The following is a 16,986-nucleotide window of genomic DNA, read 5'->3' as shown; positions in this document are numbered from 1 at the left end:
GTTTCAAGAGTTTCCAGAGATCATCCTCACAGTCGTCTTTGCCGCGTCTTAGAGTGTGATGGATAGGAAATGCCGACTTACAAAACTCTTACAATGCCTACTCAGCCCGCCTGCTATCTATACAAGTAATGTGGCGTGGCTTTCTGTTGCTCCGGTCTGCCGATTCCGCGGCGCGCAACGAAGCTCACGAAAAGGATGGCTTGGGTGAGATCAGAAGAAAACAACGAGATTAATTGGCTTACGGCAATTGTGATGTTCATTTATCACGCACTCGCCTTGGTGGCGCTTTTCAATTTCACATGGAAAGGCGTGGCCGTGGCGGCGGTACTGTGGTGGATATCAGGATCGCTGGGAATTGGAGTTGGCTATCATCGTTTGCTTACGCATCGCGGATTCCGCTGCCCGAAGTGGCTGGAATACTCGCTGGCTGTATGCGGAACGCTGGCGCTGGAGGGCGGGCCAATCTTCTGGGTGGGAATTCACCGCATTCACCATCAGTTGACGGATAAGGAAGGCGATCCGCACTCGCCGCGCGATGGCAAGTGGTGGTCGCACATGGGCTGGATCCTGATGGGAAAGGCGCTGCACCAGGAGACGGAAGAGCTTGGCCCCTATGTGCCGGATCTGCGTAGAGATAAGTTCTACCTGTGGCTGAGCAAGTATCACTGGGTCACGCAGGTTGTGGTGGGCGTTGCCGTGCTGCTGCTGTTCGGATGGCAGGTGACACTGTGGGGCGTTTTCCTGCGCACGGTGTTGGGTCTGCATGCGACGTGGCTGGTGAATTCGGCTACTCACATTTGGGGATCCCGGCGCTGGGCTACGGGCGACGACTCGACCAACAATTTCCTGATCGCACTGCTGACTTTCGGCGAAGGCTGGCACAACAATCATCACGCCCATCCGAGTTCGGCTCGACATGGGCTGCGCTGGTGGGAAGTTGATACGAACTGGTACGTGATTTCGGCGTTCAAGGCCCTCGGCTTGGCACGCGACATCAAGTTACCTCGGACAGATGGCCGAGTGAAAGAGATTCAGCGAGGGCCAGTGCTGGTGAACCGAGGACAGGCTGATAGAAATCAGGCTGTCGCAGGCGATTAGAGCGATACATAGAAGGTTTGAGAGCCCTGGCCCGAAGTGGCCGGGGCTTTTTGCGTTTCGATGAAAGGTTTCGATGAAAGATAGATACAAGCATTTTGCAGTCCCAGGTTAGCGCCCAACAATGGGGCGCGAACCTGGGGCACCCGGCGATAGCGGCACCTACCGCACGGCAGTCCTGGTGCCGTTGAGTCACGCGTAGGATCTATTGCTGATGCCTCTTTACTCGCGTTGGCGACCTCGCCTAGTATCTAGCTGAAATATGCCGATCTCATCTCGCAACAAGGCTATTGCGGTCTTCATCGTGCTGGGCGCGTGCTCGGTCGCGTTCGCATTGGCCTTGAACATCACGTGGATGATCCGCTGGCAAGAAGTCGGCATGATTGTGCTGGGCGTCTTGTTCTTCGGGTTCATCATTACGGGAATCACTCTGAACACAATCTTCCTCGTACGCGAGGTGCGGCGGAGCGAGCAGCATGACAGCTTCATCAATTCCGTGACGCACGAACTGAAGACTCCGATTGCCTCGATCCGCTTGTATCTGGAAACCCTGCAATCGCGAGACCTGAACGAAGCTCAGCGAAAGCAGTTTTACGGCGTGATGCTGGAAGATACCGACAGACTGATCAACACGGTGGAACAGGTGCTGCGAGCCGGGCATCTGGCGCAAAAGAACAAGGTCAATTTCCAGCGTGTCGATCTGACAGACATCGTTCGCGAATGTGCCGCGCTGGCCAAGGTGCGGCATCACCTTGCCGATGACACCCTGCGCTTTGTGAACTACACAACCGAACCGCCGATTGTGCAAGGCGATCCGGAGGAACTGCGATCGGTGGTCGATAACCTGTTGGAGAATGCCGTGAAGTATTCGCCGAACAAAATCGCGATCACGGTGGACATTATCGATGAAGGCACCGATCTACTTGTGCGCGTTACCGACAAGGGACAAGGCATTCCTCAAGGCGAGTTGAAACGAATTTTCCGCCGGTTCTATCGTGTCAACGGACGTTTCCGGCAGCGCGTGAAAGGAACGGGATTGGGACTGTACATCGTTGGAGGAATTGCGCGTCGTCATGGCGGGCGAGCTTATGCCACAAGTGAAGGTGAAGGTCGCGGCGCTACAGTAACGGTGCGACTGCCCAGGGATAAATCTTAGATTTTTCTGCAGATGTTTACTGCTATCCGTTGAGCGCGTTCCGCGATACCATTACGTATCGCCCTGCTCCCGCCGGGCTCAGGATGCGCATTCATGAAAGAGTTTTACATTCGCGACGCAGCACAGCAGGAAAACAACGTAATCGTCACCAGCTTCGTCGTCAGCAATAAGCAGATCAAAGCAAAAAAAAGCGGTGAACCGTATCTGGACCTGACGCTGACGGATCGAACGGGATCGCTGCAGGCGAAGATGTGGGACAACGTCGAAGAGTGCGCCCACACATTTGAGCAGGACGACGTCGTAAAGATCAAAGGACTCATCAACAAGTACAACCAGCGCTGGCAGCTCACGATTCACAAGATCCGCAAAGTAAGCGAGCAGGAGATTGAGTTCTCCGACTATCTGCCGAAAACATCGAAGGATATCGATGAATTGTGGAAGGAGCTGGCGGAGTTCGCGGCGACGATCCAGGAGCCTTGCCTGCGAAAGCTGGTCGAACTATTCATGGCCGATCCGGTGATCGCACGCGCTTATCGCAACGCTCCCGCGGCGAAGACGATGCATCATGCGTTTATCGGAGGGTTGCTGGAGCATGTGGTTTCGCTGATGCGGAGTTGCGATCTGATTGCGCGCAACTATGTGTTCATCAATCGCGACCTGCTGATCACGGGCGCGTTCCTGCACGACATTGGAAAGACGCACGAGTTGAGCTACTCGCGCTCATTTGGATACACCAACGAAGGTCAGTTACTGGGGCACATGATCATCGAGTTAGAAATGCTCCACGCCAAACTGGCGCAAATTCCGAATTTCCCGCCACAGCTAAAGATTCTTGTCGAACACCTGATCATCAGCCATCACGGACAGTACGAGTTCGGCTCACCCAAGCTGCCGATGTTCCCCGAAGCGCTGATGCTGCACTACATGGACGATCTGGATTCGAAGATGGAAGCGATGCGCGCACAATTCGAGCGCGATGCCGATCTGGAATCTCCATGGACCGCCTACAACTCCTCACTGGCACGTCCGCTGCTGAATACGCAGAAGTTTTTGAAGGCAGTGGAGCAAGAGGAAAAAGCGGCGGCCGCTCCGGCCGAATAAGCACCATGCAGGTTGCTATCCCAGGTTAGCCGCGCAGAAAGCGCGCCGAACCTGGGGCACCCAGCCACCTAGTTTCGCCAAGCAGCGCGTGATTCCTTGACTTACTTGTCGGGCTGAGGAAGAATTCCGGCCATGCATGGAAAACGCCTCTTCTGTGCGCCTAGTTTGGGTGCAGTCTGCCTGGTGTCCTTGTGTTGTTTATTCGCTTCGGCGCAGACCTCTCCCGCCGCCCAAGAACACGAATCAGGGATAGTTTTCCATGTTGATTCCCGCGAAGCGGTCATCGACGTGGTTGCCCGGGATCGCCACAATGCGCCAATTCCGGATTTGGCTGCCGAAGAATTCCGAGTGTTCGAACAGCCCAAACACGGAGCCAAAACTCCTCTACACATTCTTTGGCTTCGCGTTGTCGAGTCGGAGCGCGGGAATCAACAAGATGATTCAGCCAAGGGATTTCACGTCACTTCGGGCGCAGTCTGCGCACTGAATGCTGCGGTTCATTACCAGATCGCAATCCGCCCATCGTCGGAACCGGGCTTTCACACAGTCCTGGTGGAAACTTCAAGACCGCACGTTCGTCTCTCTTTCCGCCGCCAATACTATGTCGGCCTTCCGGCGAACGCCACTCCGAAAGACTTGAAGAAACTCGTCACTCCAGAGGCATTGCACGAAGCAGCTTGCTATCACTCCCTCACGCCCGGCACGCTTGCAATTACTGCTAAAGTGTTCGACGCGCCCGGTGGAACTGCGACGCGCTACGCGGTCGTGATCAAACCGGAATCACTGAGCAAGATCGGAGTCATTGGTACCGTCCCGCGGGTTCAGTTCGACTTCGGTATGTGCGTCTTTGACGAGACGGGCGACGTGGCCCACTATCTGCACTCGACCGTCGATCACGAACTGAACGACGCCGATCGTGCGCGGTTGTGGGAGCATGGGTTTGTCAGTTTTGTTGAAGTTCCAGGCAAGCAAGCGCCCGCAATGGCGCGTATAGCTGTACTGGATCGAACGACCGGCAATCTTGGGGTTGTCGATGTTTCCCGGTCTCTTCCGATTGCCGCCCAAAAGAAACAGGCCGAAAGGAAGAGGGCGCTCATGGGCAGTATTCGCGCCTTTGGCTCAGTTACTCCTAGCGCAAGCGCCTTCTGCGGAGATGTTTACGAGATTCCCTCGGGTATGATTTCTGTGGATTATCTTCGGAAGATTGATCCAGTTGCGTCGCTATACACCAACACTCTCAACATCCCCGGCCAGAACATCACGCAGATGGGCGGCATTCCCGGCGTAACCCACCGCAGCGTATGGTTCGCGATCGACTACTACGGCAAATTCTATGTGACCAAGCCCGGCAAGTACGAATTCAAACTCGTATCGGACGATGGCGCACGTCTTGAAATTGACGACCGGAATCTCATCGATCTCGACGGGGTTCACGAAGCGTTGGTTCAAAGTGCGACGATCACGCTTTCCGAAGGATGGCATTCAATCCATTTGCCGTACTTTCAGGGGCCGCCCACTACTCTAGCTCTCATCGTTGCAATTCAGCCACCGGGTGAGGCGATGCGCCCGTTAAACCTCAACGAGTTTGCACCTCCAGCGACGAAGGCAGTGAGTAGCCAGGTGCCCACTGATAGGTGACCCGAAGCAGAGAAGGAGGAACACAAGACAGTAGGAATCCTTCGCTGCGCTCAGGATGACACCACAAAATCAGAAGACGCGGAGCTCCACGAGACACCACAATGACGAAAGCCCGGAGGTGATCCGGGCTTTCGTGTTGCTACAGGCTTGCAACTACTGGTTTACGGGGATCTTGATGATCTTCTTTTGGATCGCGTAGGTGACCAGTTGGGCCTTGTTGTGGATGTCGAGTTTGCGCATGAGGTTGAACTTGTGCGCTTCCACGGTCTTCACGCTGAGGCCGAGCAGGACGGCAATTTCCTTAACCGAATTGCCTTCGGCGAGCAGCTTCAGGATTTCGCGCTCACGCGGGGTGAGGGTCGAAATGCGAGGCCGCATCTTGGTGTCGCGCACGCGGGCGCGGAAGTCTTCGACAAGTTTGCCGAGCACTTGCGAGCTTAGATACTTTCCGCCCTTGTAGACATCGCGCACGGCGGTAACGAGCTGCTGTGCGGGGGTGTCCTTGAGCACGTAGCCAGAGGCGCCTACTTCGAGGCACTGCACAAGGTAGTCTTCGTCCTCGTACATGGTGAGGAAAAGGACCTTGGTCTCGGGGCGATTCTTGCGAATGTGGCGCGCTGCTTCGAACGAAGACAGGCCGGGCATTCCGATGTCCATAAGGACGATGTCGGGACGCATTTCGCGGGCTTTTTCAACGGCATCGCCTGCGTCGGGGCTCTCGCCCACAACTTCACAATCGCTTTCGCTCTCGAGCAGGCGGCGAACGCCTTGCCGGAACAATGTATGGTCGTCCACTAGCAAACACTTAATTTTCGGCATTGGCCTCACCCCTCAACACTTGCACAGTTATATTGATGTTCATTTCTCGCTTGCTACCTGATTAATTTCGCGTGCCGGTCAGCGCGCGACCTTCTTTTGCATTGCTTTCCATGGATTCCTGTATGCGCGACGGCACCGGCACGGTCACTGCGATTTTGGTTCCCTCGCCTTTACGCGAAGTCACTTTCATCTGCCCACCAAGGGTGCTGATGCGTTCCTGCATGCCAGCCATTCCGAAGGACGGCCGAAGAGGATTGGATACGGCGCGAATCCCTACGCCGTCGTCCTCGATTACGAGTTTGATGGCTTCGCCACTGCGATCCATCTGAATGTTCACGTTCTGCGCTTGCGCGTGTTTTGCGACATTGTGCAAGCACTCCTGCACGACGCGGTAGATTGCAGTTTCGATCACGGGATCAAGGCGCCCCACGTCATCGCTGATGGCAACGCGAGCCTTCACGCCTGCGGTCTTCGCCAGGTCCTTGGCCTCTTTGCGAATCGCCGAGATCAAGCCGAGTTCCTGCAAGACTAGTGGTGACAGGCGGCCGATGATGCGGCGAATTCCCTCGATGGTGCGATCAACAACGCCGAGCAGTTCGCCGATCTTGGCTTTTCCCTCACGGGTTTTCACGCTGCCGTCGAGCATGCCGAGGTAAAGACGGATCACCATGAGCGCCTGTCCGGTTTCGTCATGCAGTTCGCGACTGATGCGCTTGCGCTCTTCTTCCTGCGCCTTAAGCAGGTGGCCGCTCAACTCCACAATGCGCATTTCACGCTCGCGCAGCGCGTCGGTCATGCGGGCGCGATCGATAGCAAGCGCGGAACGGTCGGCAACAGCGCGGAACAAGTCCAGCTCGGTCGGCAACCACTGGTAGGACTTCTCGAAGCCGATGATGATGACTCCGATGGTGCGCTCGTTGATCTTGAGCGGCATGCCCCAGAGCGATTCCGCCTTGTTGCGCAACTCGGGATTGAGAAGGCCGCTGGACCGAGCCAGATCCGGCAGGAACTCAGGCTCTCCGGTTTCGTAGATGTGTCCGGTAAAACCCTGTCCAGCATCGATCGATATTTCGTCACCGAAACTTGGAGGCAAGCCTGTGGCACTGCAAACGCGAAGCTTGTTGGTTTCAGAATCCGCAAGCAGAACAGCGCCGATGTTGGCTCCGAATATGCCAGTGGTGATGCCCAGAACGCGTTCGAGCAGCGTGTTCAGATTTCCAGCTGACAGTTCGGCATCGAGAACCTTGAGCAGCGCGTCACTTGCGCTCTGCTGCACATCGAAATAGGCACCGGAAACGGCTACGAAGCTGGCTGAAACCAGGGTTTCCAGAGCTGCCGTGACGGGATAACGCCGGTCCCCGAAGGCCTGAGCGATAAAGGGTTCGGCTACCTGAAGATAGATTTCCAGAGCGCGTGCGACGGCACGGGTATCGACCCTCAGTTTCGCCAGACGCTGCCCGTAGTGGTACAGATTGTCAGTGAACTGATTGAAGTCCGAATGGCTGAACAGCATGAAGCCGACACCCAGGTTCAGACGTTCCAAAGCCACCATGGCACGGCCTTCGAACTGAAACTCCTCGAACATTCGCTGCCGCCAATTGGCCGTCATTTCGCCGAAATGAGGCTGCAGAGCGTTTGTCGCTTCAAGGATCAACTCTCTGGCGGGCTCTTGGATGGGTAATACAGTCGACACCATGACTCCTATTTAGATGCAGAGAAGAACAGCAGCTTTGTATGTAGCAATCAGTAACTAACGGCCTACCGGTGAGCGGCTGCGCCAGGTAAGTTGAAGAAGTTATGACCGGGAAACACTAAGTAATTCGCTGGTTCCACCCCGTGATTGACTCAATGATCACTAACTTAGGTGAAACTGTCTATAAAGTCGTTACCTTAACACCTTATAGGTGTACCACTCGCTAAGTGGGAAAGACCTGATATGGATGGGAGCATCAGGGCAAAAGCTTCCTTTACAATCCTGTAATGCTTCGATTTTTTACCGCTGGTGAGTCGCATGGCGAGGCATTGATCGCCAACATCTCGGGATTGCCTGCAGGCATGTCTGTGACTGAGGCCTACATTGACCGCGAACTCTGGCGGAGGCAGCAGGGATTTGGACGCGGCGGTCGAATGAAGATTGAGCGCGATCATGCTCGCATCCTTAGCGGAGTGCGGCACGGACATACGATCGGCTCGCCCATAGCGATGCTGATTGAGAACCGCGACTGGCAGAACTGGACGGATTCGCTGCCGGTGGGAGAGGGCGACCCGGCAAAGCATAAGGCGGTGAAATCTCCGAGACCGGGGCATGCGGATCTGGCCGGAGCACTGAAATACAATCTGCCAGAGGCCCGGTACATTCTGGAACGCGCCAGCGCGAGGGAAACAACCGCACGAGTAGCTGCTGGGGCGGTGGCGAAGCAGATTCTCGCAGCACTCGACATTCAAGTGCTCAGCCATGTGATCCAGGTGGGTTCGGCGCGGCTGGGACGCACGGTTTCCTGGACGGAAATCGAAGAGCTTGCGAAGAAAGACGACGTGCTGCTGAATTGCGCCGATGCGGAGTCCGAGCAGCGCATGAAGGCCGAGGTGGATTCGGTGTTGCGCACGGGCGACACCGTTGGCGGCGTGTTCGAGGTTGTAGCGCACAACGTTCCGCCGGGACTGGGTACCTACGCAAACTGGGACGAGCGGCTGGACGGGAAGCTCGCGTCGGCTGTGATGTCGATCCAGGCAGTGAAGGCAGTCGAAATTGGCGACGGGGTGCTGGCGGCAGCTTCGCACGGTTCAGCGGCGCAGGATGAGATTGGATACTCCGCACAGGAGAATGCAGGGGCTTTGCGGTCCAATTTCACGAATTTTACCCGCGCGGGTAATCACTCAGGCGGAATTGAAGGCGGTGTCTCGAATGGTTGCGATATCGTAGTTCGTGGACACCTGAAGCCGATCTCCACACTTCGGCGACCTCTGGGATCGGTAGATTTTGCCAGCCGCGAACCGGTGAAGGCCGCCTATGAGCGTTCGGATGTGTGCGCGGTGCCAGCGGCAGGAGTCGTTGGCGAAGCCATGGTGGCATTGACGCTGGCTGCTGCAGCATTAGAGAAGTTTGGCGGCGACTCGCTGGTTGAGCTTCGTCGCAATTATGACGGATATTGCGAGCAGCTTAGGAATTTTTAAGAGCTATATTCTTAACGGAATAACTAATGATCTATCCAATTGTGAAATACGGCGATCCCGTGCTGGAAACTCCAGCGGCGCCGGTAACGGAGTTTGGTGACAAGCTAAAAAAGCTGGTCGATGACATGTTTGAGTCGATGTATGAGGCTCAGGGCGTTGGATTGGCCGCACCGCAGATCGGAATCTCTCTACACCTGGCAGTAATCGATACATCGTTCAAGGAAGATCCGGAAGCAAAGCTGGTGCTGGCAAATCCGCAGATCCTAAACGTCGAAGGAAAGCAGAACGGCGGCGAAGGCTGCCTCTCGATTCCGGATTTCCGCGAGAACCTCGCTCGAGGCAAACGCGTGACGATTAAGGCCCAGGATGTGGACGGAAACTGGTATGAAAAGACGGGCGAGGATCTTCTGGCCCGCGCGTTTCAGCACGAAATCGATCACCTGAACGGCACGCTCTACATTCACCATCTGTCGGCGCTGAAGCGCGACATGATCAAGCGGAAGATTCGTCGCTTAAAACGTCAGGGTGAGTGGTAGATTGCCCCGTTCGTGCAGAAGCAAGAGCAACAGCAAAATCAACACCCCCCTAACCGCAAGAGCGGCGGTTAGGATGGGGCACCGTCAAGGTATTCCCTTCCCTTCAAAGTCTGCCCTTTAACGTCGAAGATTCTCAGCGACTACAATCGAAGATGTGAAGATCGTCTATTGCGGTACTCCTATGTTTGCGGTCGCGCCGCTGGATGAACTGGTGCGTGCGGGCCACGATGTGAAGTTGGTTGTAACGCAGCCAGATCGTCCGAAGGGACGCGGCATGGAACTGGCTCTGTCTCCCGTAAAGCAGAAAGCGATAGAGCTCGGCCTCGATATCGCGCAGCCAGAAAAGATCAAAAACAATCTGGAATTTCGCGTGCAACTTGAGGCAATCGCGCCGGAATGCATTGTGGTCGTCGGGTACGGGCGCATCATTCCACGCTGGATGCTCGATTTGCCGAAGCACGGCAACATCAATCTGCACGCTTCGCTGCTGCCGAAATATCGCGGTGCGGCACCGATCCAGTGGGCGATCGCCATGGGCGAGACGGTCACAGGCAACACGACAATGCGGATCGACGAAGGGCTCGATACCGGTGACATTCTGCTGCAGCGCGAGATGACGATTGGCGACGATGACACGAGCGTCACGCTAGCTCCTCGGTTGGCGCAGATGGGGGCAGAACTGCTCGCGGAAACATTGTCTGCGCTAGACGATGGGAGTGTGCAGCCGAAGCCGCAGGACAATGCGCAGGCGACATTGGCTCCGATTCTGAAGCGTGAAGATGGGCGCGTGGATTTTGCGCTCACAGCTTCCGCTATTCGCAATCGGTATCGCGGATTTCAGCCGTGGCCGGGAGCGTTTACTACGTTTCGAGGAAAACAGATCACGCTGCATGCGATACGCACGGTACATGCAGGCGCTGGGCTCGGAAAAGGCGAGATTGCGATCCACGATGGAGAGATTTGGATTGGATGCGATGCCGGGACAGTGCTTGCCGTGGATGAGCTACAACTGGAAGGCAAGCGACGCATGAGCACTCGCGATTTCATCAACGGATATCAGCCGAAGAAAGGCGAGGAGTTCGGCGCGTGATGTCGGAGATCGAATAGCGGTGTGGGCGCTGTTAAAGACTAGGAACGGCTCCGGGGTTGGTGTAGCGATAGGCGTTTTACTCTCCCACCTTAGCCGCGCACAAAACGCGCGTCGAAGGTGGGGCACCTGCACGGCGGCTGTAAGCCCGTGCGGCGTAGAGATGCTTCGCTGCGCTCAGCTGAAAACATCTTGGCACCAAACAACAGTGAGGATGAAGAATGGCGATATCGCCTGCGCGCACGATTGCGTTTGACATTTTGATGAGGGTAGAGCGCGACGGGGCGTACGCCTCCGAGTTGTTGAATGCTGCGCGTATGGATCGGCTCTCGCGAGAGGATCGTGCACTGGCTTACGAGTTGGTGATGAGCACGCTTCGCTGGCAGTCCGAGCTGGATGCAAGGGTTGCGAAGTTCTCTTCGCAGAAGTTGTCGCGGCTCGATGCGGAAGTACGCGTTGCGCTACGACTGGGAGCGTGCCAGCTCAATCATCTGGAGCGGATTCCTGCGCACGCTGCAGTTCATGAAAGCGTTGAATTGGTGAAGCGGGCGGGAAAACGCTCGGCGGCACCTTTTGCGAATGCGGTACTGCGAAAACTGGTCGCTACGGCCAAGACTCCGGTCGTCGACGCTGGCGATCCATCTGCGGCGGCGCTGGCTGCCGAGCTTGCGCATCCCGAGTGGATGGTGGCGCGCTGGATTGACATATATGGATATGACACGGCGAGAGCTATTTGCGCGGCTAACCAGCATGCTTCGGTAGCTGCTTTGCGGCTGGCCTCTCCAGTGATCGAGCAGGAATTGCTGGAGCAGGGAGTACGCATGGCCCCAGGAGCGCTACTGAAATCTGCGCGCAGACTCGTTTCCGGTGACTTGGCACACAGCAAGGCGTTCAACGAACACCGGGTCTCGGTGCAGGACGAAGCTTCGCAACTGGTCGCAATGATGGTGGGACACGGGGCGCGGATTCTGGACTGCTGCGCGGCACCCGGAGGAAAAACCGCTGCAATAGCGGCGCGCAATCCCGAAGCGAAGATCACAGCCATGGAATTGCATGAGCATCGCGCACGATTGTTGAAAGAGCGTGTTGCAGGGCTGGACGTAGAAGTCGTGACGGCCGACGTGATCAAGATGGAATTCGAGGAAAAGTTCGATTGCGTGCTGGCGGATGTTCCGTGCAGCGGAACAGGCACGCTGGCGTCAAATCCGGAAATCAAGTGGCGCTTGCAGGCAGACGACCTTACCAGCCTTCAACATTTGCAAGTGTCGATATTAGATTCCGCGATTTCGGCGCTGGCTCCTGGAGGACGGCTTGTGTACTCGACCTGTTCGCTTGAACCGGAAGAGGGCGAGCGGGTGGTGGAGCGTGTTCTAAGTAGAGACGCTTCACTGGAGCTGGTCGATTGTGCATGTGTGCTGGGAGAGCTGCAAAGCGAAGGCGAGTTGGCGGAGATTGATGTTGCCAGCATCGTGCGAAGAAAATTCCTAAGAACGCTTCCCGGAACGCTGCCGTGCGATGGATTCTTTGCGGCTGTAATGAGAAAACGCTAGGGCGCTAGCAGCGCTTTCGACTCAGGAGCGGGTGACCTGGAGTGTGACGCTGGTTCCGGGTGTGACGCGAGTGCCGGGAGCGGGAGACTGTCCTACAACGATCGGCGTTCCTGATGGACTCATGTACGGGTCGCTGCTCGTGGTGACCGATGAGGTCTTCAGACCAGCCTGGTTGATGACGCCGTTCGCGTCGGAAACTGTCATTCCGGTGAGGTCTGGCATGGCATAGGCTTTTTCGGGTAGTGCAGCCGCCAACAGCAGGCTAACTCGAGGTGCAGCAACGCCCTGAGCTCCGGGAGCAGGAGTTTGGGCAATGATTGCCTCAGGAGCGGCTGCGTCGGTAGGAAGCTCGGCCGAGGCTCCGACCTCGAGACCGCGACGACGAATATTGATCTCGGCGGCCCTCGGGCTGAGTCCCGTTACCTGTGGAATGTCGATGAGTTGCGCGCCAAGACTTTCGGCGGCTTGCACGCGCCATCCACGGCGCACTCGGGTACCGGGCTCGGGCTGTTGCGACACAATATGCCCGGCAGGAACCGTTGCGGAATAGAAATGATCGCTATGCGAAAGTTCGAGACCATGCTCGAACGCCACACGTTCGGCTTCCGATGGAGCCATGCCGCGAAAGTCGGGTATGGTGACCTCGCGCCCATGGATGGCGAATCTCATGCTGATGAGGGTCGAGGCAAGCGCCACGATGACCAAGACCAGCATCTTAGCCAATACTCGGAAGAATCGGATCATGCTGGGTTCAGAGTAGCTGGGTACGCTGGCTGAGACAAGTTACCTCCGGGGGAACGGGGGAGGGAAAGATATTGCTAATTTGCGCGGTTCTAGATGCCCGAAGTGGTCACATGCTAGCGTGATGCAAATCACACCGCGATGTTTGTCGAGTTGATAGTAGTAATGCGGGGGTGAGGTTTTGAATCCATTGGAAACGATTGCAAAGGGTGGATCGGCGTTGCCGTTTGAGGCTTCGGAAGAAGTGGCACGCGCTTTGGAACCATTCGGACAAAAGCAGACACGCCAGCGCGGCGATCGCCTGTTTTCTGTGGGCGATGCAGCTCGGGGTGTGCACCTGATTGTGAGTGGCTCGGCGAGGGTCTCGCTCGAGAGCGAGGGCGGACGCGAAGTGGTGTGCCATGTGGTGGGTCCGCGATCGGTGCTTGGACTGCCAGCAGCACTTTGTTCGGGACGGTATGCCTTTGACGTTGAAGCCCTGGAGAATGCCGAAACGGTTTTCCTTGAAACTGAAGCAGTAAACCAGATCCTGCGCGAAAAGCCGATGCTGTGCATGCAGGTGATGGGAATGATGTGCGACGAGCTCAGCGCGCTTCGCCAGACGCAGGACCACATGCGGCATTGCACGAAGGAGTCCTGCTCACTGCACGGACAGTGCAGCCAAGCTTGCGAGTGCTGATTGGCGGGTGAAGAACCCGCCTCGTAATTCAGTATCCAGAAATACCTTAGTTCTTCACTTAATACTCTTCCCGGAAATCTTGGTACTTTCAGCTTGCGTTTTGCCCGAAAATGCCTGTTTGAGCTTTGCCTTTCAGAGTAAACAGGGGTAGTGTTCTACGAAAGCAGCTCTCGCCTGTGTAGCTGCTTGCAGTGTTCCATATTCCCTTAGGGAGCCCGTTTCATGAGACTGAAAGAATTCTGGCGTGGGAAGACGTTTCTAAATTTTGCCTTCGGCAAAATTGCGACGGTCTGCGCCCTGGCGGCCGTAGTAGCGGCTACCTCGACATCAATGGCTGCGCAGACAAAAACGCGCGTCAATCGCATCAGCGAAGAACTGAGCGCCAACACTGTTTCAAGCGTGAAAATTGCCGGAAGCGTCCATCCGTGGACGCGGCAGGCAACCGATCTGGGCCTTGTAAGCGGGGACAAGACACTGCAATCACTGACGCTGAGCATTGGGCTTTCGGCAGCGCAGAAAGCAGAGCTAGATGTATTGCTGGTGGCACAGCAGGATCCGAAGTCGGCGCAGTACCACAAGTGGCTTACGCAGGAAGAGTACGGTGCGCGCTTTGGGCTGACCGACACAGATTTGGCTAAAGTCAAATCTTGGCTCACAGGACAAGGGTTCACGGTGAAGAGCGTCGCGCCATCGCGCAACCAGATAACTTTCTCGGGAACCGTCGCACAGGCCGAGGCGGCTTTCCGGACGCAGATTCACCAGTACCAGATCAACGGCGAGCTTCACATTGCGAACTCAACTGATGTGATGGTTCCGAAAAGCCTGTCTGGTACGGTGAACAATGTGGGCGGGCTAAATAGCTTCCGCCCCAAGCCACACGGAGTGCTCAAAAAGCCGACGGCTGAGTTCACCTCGGGCACTTCGGGAAACCACTTCCTCACTCCGGGCGACTGGGCAACGATTTACAACGTGAGTTCTGTGTACCCGACAGCTACGGGCACAGGCATGCACGTAGGCATCGTGGGCCAGACATATCTTCCGCAGAGTGATGTCGATCAGTTCCGCTCGGCATCAGGGCTCCCGGCGACCAAGCTCACGTATGTCTGCATCAGCAGTTCCAGCTGCACGGGCACCGCGGGTGAAAGCGTCAGCGACCTGGGAGAGGCGGACCTCGATGTTGAATGGGCTGGCGGTATCGCAAAGGACGCCACGGTCGATTACATTTACGCGAGCGCAGCAGATAAGAATCAAGGCGTGTATGAAGCTCTAATCTACGCTATAAGCACGTACAAAGTGAACGGCGCGGTACTCCCGGTAGTCAGCATGAGCTACGGAAACTGCGAGACCGACCTGACCGGCCTGTACGCAGCGTATCGACAGTCTATCGAGTCGTACCTTTCACAAGCGGCAGCGCAGGGACAGAGCATCCTGAACTCATCCGGTGACGCAGGCGCGGCGGGATGCGATCAGGGCACCACGCTCGGAAACAGCGGCGCAATCGCTGATTGGCCTGCTAGCTACCCGTATGTGACCGCCATCGGTGGAACCACATTTAGCGCCGATGGAACCGCAGCCATTCCCCAGACCGGAGCCAATCAGTACTGGAGCTATACACCCTCCGTAGATGTCATCAGTTCGGCACTGCAATACATTCCTGAGACGAGCTGGAATGACACCGCCTACGAGCAGGGGAAGGATTCCACTGCGACACTGTCTTCAGGTGGCGGAGGCGTGAGCCAGCTCTACAGTCTGCCAAGCTGGCAAAGCGATTACACCGGAGCTGGCAAGCGCTACGTCCCTGACGTTTCTTTCGCGGCGTCGCCCGACCACGACGGATACCTCGTATGTACGCAGGTATTCCCCGATAACGCTACTCTTGCGTCGCAGTCGCTGGGTGCGTCTTGCGTAAATGGGTTCCGCTATGCATCGACTGATCCGAACACTAACAACGGATTGACGGTCTTTGGAGGAACGTCTGCTGGATCACCTTCGTTCGCAGGCTTGCTCACGTTGCTGGTTCAGAAGTACGGCAATTTCGGCAACTTAAACAAGACGCTGTATTCACTGGCATCGAACGCGACAACGTATGCTTCTGTGTTCCACGACATCACATCGGGAACCAACAAGCAACCTTGCACAACGGGTACGGGCTGCAGTGGTGGACTCGTGGGTTACAACGCAGGCACTGGATATGATCTCGTGACCGGATTGGGCTCGGTGGATGCTGGAGCGCTGGATGCGGCGCTCGGAACGCCAAAGAATTCGACAACGACGAGTTTAGCCGTGTCACCAACCGCCGCAATGTTGAACCGTACGGTCACGCTGACGGCAACGGTCACGTCCACGACTTCGGGAACGATCTCTGGCAATGTGACGTTTAGCGTCGGCAGCAAATCGCTCGGGACAGCAACGATCTCGAACGGGACAGCGACTCTGAGCAACGTGACAGTTAGCACCGCCAATGGTTTCTCGGTGGGCAGCGATACCGTCAAGGCCACTTACAACGGCGATTCAACTTTTGCGAGCTCGAGCAGCACGGCAGCCCTCGAGGTCGATGCTTTGCCGACAACGACCACAACTGTTTCGGCATCCTCGAACTCGGTGACAATCGGAGACACGCTGACTCTCACGGCAAATGTAAGCTCGGCGACCGCAGGAACAATCACTGGGACTGTTACGTTCAGTGTTGGCACCACCTCGCTTGGAACGGCAACCGTCTCCAATGGGATAGCCACGCTTAGCAACATATCGGTGACGACTGCGAAAGGCTTCTCTGTGGGAACCGATACGATTACGGCTACTTACGGTGGAGATACGAATTTTGGCGGCTCCAGCGGGACGGCTAGCGTGACGGTTGCAGGGGCTCCAACCTACACGGTCACAGCGGCTGCGACCTCAAAGACGATCAGTGCGGCCAGCAGCGACACGGTTGCACTCACGTTAGCTTCGGTGAATGGCTATGCCGGAACGGTGTCGTTCACGGCTTCGGTAAGCCCGGCGGGCAATGTCACGGCCACAGTTCCTTCGGTAACGCTGACGAGCGGCGGAACTACGACCGCGACCGTGACGATCACCACTACAGCAAGCGCAGCCGCACGTCCTCCGGCGACTCCGTGGAAGAGCGGCGGAGCGATCCTGTTCTGCACCGTTCTGTTGGGAGCTCCGCTGACACTGCGTCGTAAGCGCGCACTGGCGGTACTGCTGACAGCTGCTGCGATTAGCCTGGCTGGCTTCGCAATCGCATGCGGTGGAGGCGGTGGAAGTTCCACCTCTAACCAGAACCAGAAGACGGCTCGCACCTACACGGTGACGGTAACGCCGACCGGGTCAGGCACGGTCACTAACCCCTCGGCTGTAACGCTCACGGTTACGGTTCCGTAAGCAAACTGATGTGAACACCGCGTCCTCTT

The 16,986-nt window shown here is 56.6% G+C and carries 13 protein-coding genes; 10 read left to right on the top strand and 3 right to left on the bottom strand.

Annotation, left to right across the window (positions count from 1 at the left end):
• The first annotated feature begins 195 nt into the window (after window positions 1-195).
• The 4 genes from AC6IZD_RS01145 to AC6IZD_RS01130 all read left to right on the top strand — a co-directional run bounded on the left by AC6IZD_RS01145 (window position 196) and on the right by AC6IZD_RS01130 (window position 4,990).
• Window positions 196-1,098, top strand: a complete 903-nt coding sequence (locus AC6IZD_RS01145) for an acyl-CoA desaturase (RefSeq protein WP_497785843.1) — start codon at window positions 196-198, stop codon at window positions 1,096-1,098.
• 259 nt (window positions 1,099-1,357) lie between these two features.
• On the top strand, window positions 1,358-2,251 hold the full coding sequence (locus tag AC6IZD_RS01140; RefSeq protein WP_497785842.1) for a sensor histidine kinase: 894 nt from the start codon (window positions 1,358-1,360) through the stop codon (window positions 2,249-2,251).
• A 93-nt stretch (window positions 2,252-2,344) separates the two neighbouring features.
• The gene (locus AC6IZD_RS01135; protein ID WP_497785841.1) at window positions 2,345-3,352 is read left to right on the top strand and encodes a 3'-5' exoribonuclease YhaM family protein; all 1,008 of its coding nucleotides are present in this window, start codon (window positions 2,345-2,347) and stop codon (window positions 3,350-3,352) included.
• A gap of 183 nt (window positions 3,353-3,535) precedes the next feature.
• Window positions 3,536-4,990, top strand: a complete 1,455-nt coding sequence (locus AC6IZD_RS01130) for a PA14 domain-containing protein (RefSeq protein ID WP_497785840.1) — start codon at window positions 3,536-3,538, stop codon at window positions 4,988-4,990.
• Window positions 4,991-5,143: 153 nt separating this feature from the next.
• Here AC6IZD_RS01130 and AC6IZD_RS01125 read toward each other — a convergent pair whose 3' ends face one another.
• Both AC6IZD_RS01125 and AC6IZD_RS01120 read right to left on the bottom strand, forming a co-directional pair.
• Window positions 5,144-5,809 (bottom strand): response regulator, encoded by a 666-nt coding sequence (locus AC6IZD_RS01125; protein ID WP_497785839.1) that lies wholly within the window; start codon window positions 5,807-5,809, stop codon window positions 5,144-5,146.
• 61 nt (window positions 5,810-5,870) lie between these two features.
• Window positions 5,871-7,505 carry a GAF domain-containing sensor histidine kinase gene (locus AC6IZD_RS01120; RefSeq protein WP_497785838.1) on the bottom strand — a complete coding sequence of 545 codons (1,635 nt, stop codon included), beginning with the start codon at window positions 7,503-7,505 and terminating at the stop codon, window positions 5,871-5,873.
• 284 nt (window positions 7,506-7,789) lie between these two features.
• Between AC6IZD_RS01120 and aroC the strand changes: the two genes are divergently transcribed.
• The 4 genes from aroC to rsmB all read left to right on the top strand — a co-directional run bounded on the left by aroC (window position 7,790) and on the right by rsmB (window position 12,156).
• Window positions 7,790-8,983, top strand: coding sequence for a chorismate synthase (aroC, locus tag AC6IZD_RS01115; RefSeq protein ID WP_497785837.1), 1,194 nt, complete (start codon window positions 7,790-7,792; stop codon window positions 8,981-8,983).
• A 26-nt stretch (window positions 8,984-9,009) separates the two neighbouring features.
• Window positions 9,010-9,519 (top strand): peptide deformylase, encoded by a 510-nt coding sequence (def, locus tag AC6IZD_RS01110; protein ID WP_497785836.1) that lies wholly within the window; start codon window positions 9,010-9,012, stop codon window positions 9,517-9,519.
• A gap of 154 nt (window positions 9,520-9,673) precedes the next feature.
• The gene (gene fmt, locus AC6IZD_RS01105) at window positions 9,674-10,609 is read left to right on the top strand and encodes a methionyl-tRNA formyltransferase (RefSeq protein ID WP_497785835.1); all 936 of its coding nucleotides are present in this window, start codon (window positions 9,674-9,676) and stop codon (window positions 10,607-10,609) included.
• Between the two features lie 218 nt (window positions 10,610-10,827).
• Window positions 10,828-12,156, top strand: a complete 1,329-nt coding sequence (gene rsmB / locus AC6IZD_RS01100) for a 16S rRNA (cytosine(967)-C(5))-methyltransferase RsmB (RefSeq protein ID WP_497785834.1) — start codon at window positions 10,828-10,830, stop codon at window positions 12,154-12,156.
• A gap of 21 nt (window positions 12,157-12,177) precedes the next feature.
• On the opposite strand, the gene AC6IZD_RS01095 is transcribed toward rsmB, so the two are convergent.
• A complete protein-coding gene (locus AC6IZD_RS01095) occupies window positions 12,178-12,900 on the bottom strand; it encodes a PASTA domain-containing protein (RefSeq protein ID WP_497785833.1) in 723 nt (240 codons plus the stop codon).
• A gap of 187 nt (window positions 12,901-13,087) precedes the next feature.
• Between AC6IZD_RS01095 and AC6IZD_RS01090 the strand changes: the two genes are divergently transcribed.
• Both AC6IZD_RS01090 and AC6IZD_RS01085 read left to right on the top strand, forming a co-directional pair.
• Complete coding sequence (locus AC6IZD_RS01090) at window positions 13,088-13,576, top strand: Crp/Fnr family transcriptional regulator (RefSeq protein WP_497785832.1); 489 nt, start codon at window positions 13,088-13,090, stop codon at window positions 13,574-13,576.
• 222 nt (window positions 13,577-13,798) lie between these two features.
• Complete coding sequence (locus AC6IZD_RS01085) at window positions 13,799-16,957, top strand: protease pro-enzyme activation domain-containing protein (RefSeq protein ID WP_497785831.1); 3,159 nt, start codon at window positions 13,799-13,801, stop codon at window positions 16,955-16,957.
• The last annotated feature ends 29 nt before the right edge of the window (window positions 16,958-16,986 follow it).

The sequence above is a fragment of the Koromonas humicola genome, assembly GCF_059726255.1.
The sequence above is the reverse complement of the archived record's forward strand: the minus strand, read 5'-3'. Positions and strand labels throughout refer to the sequence as shown.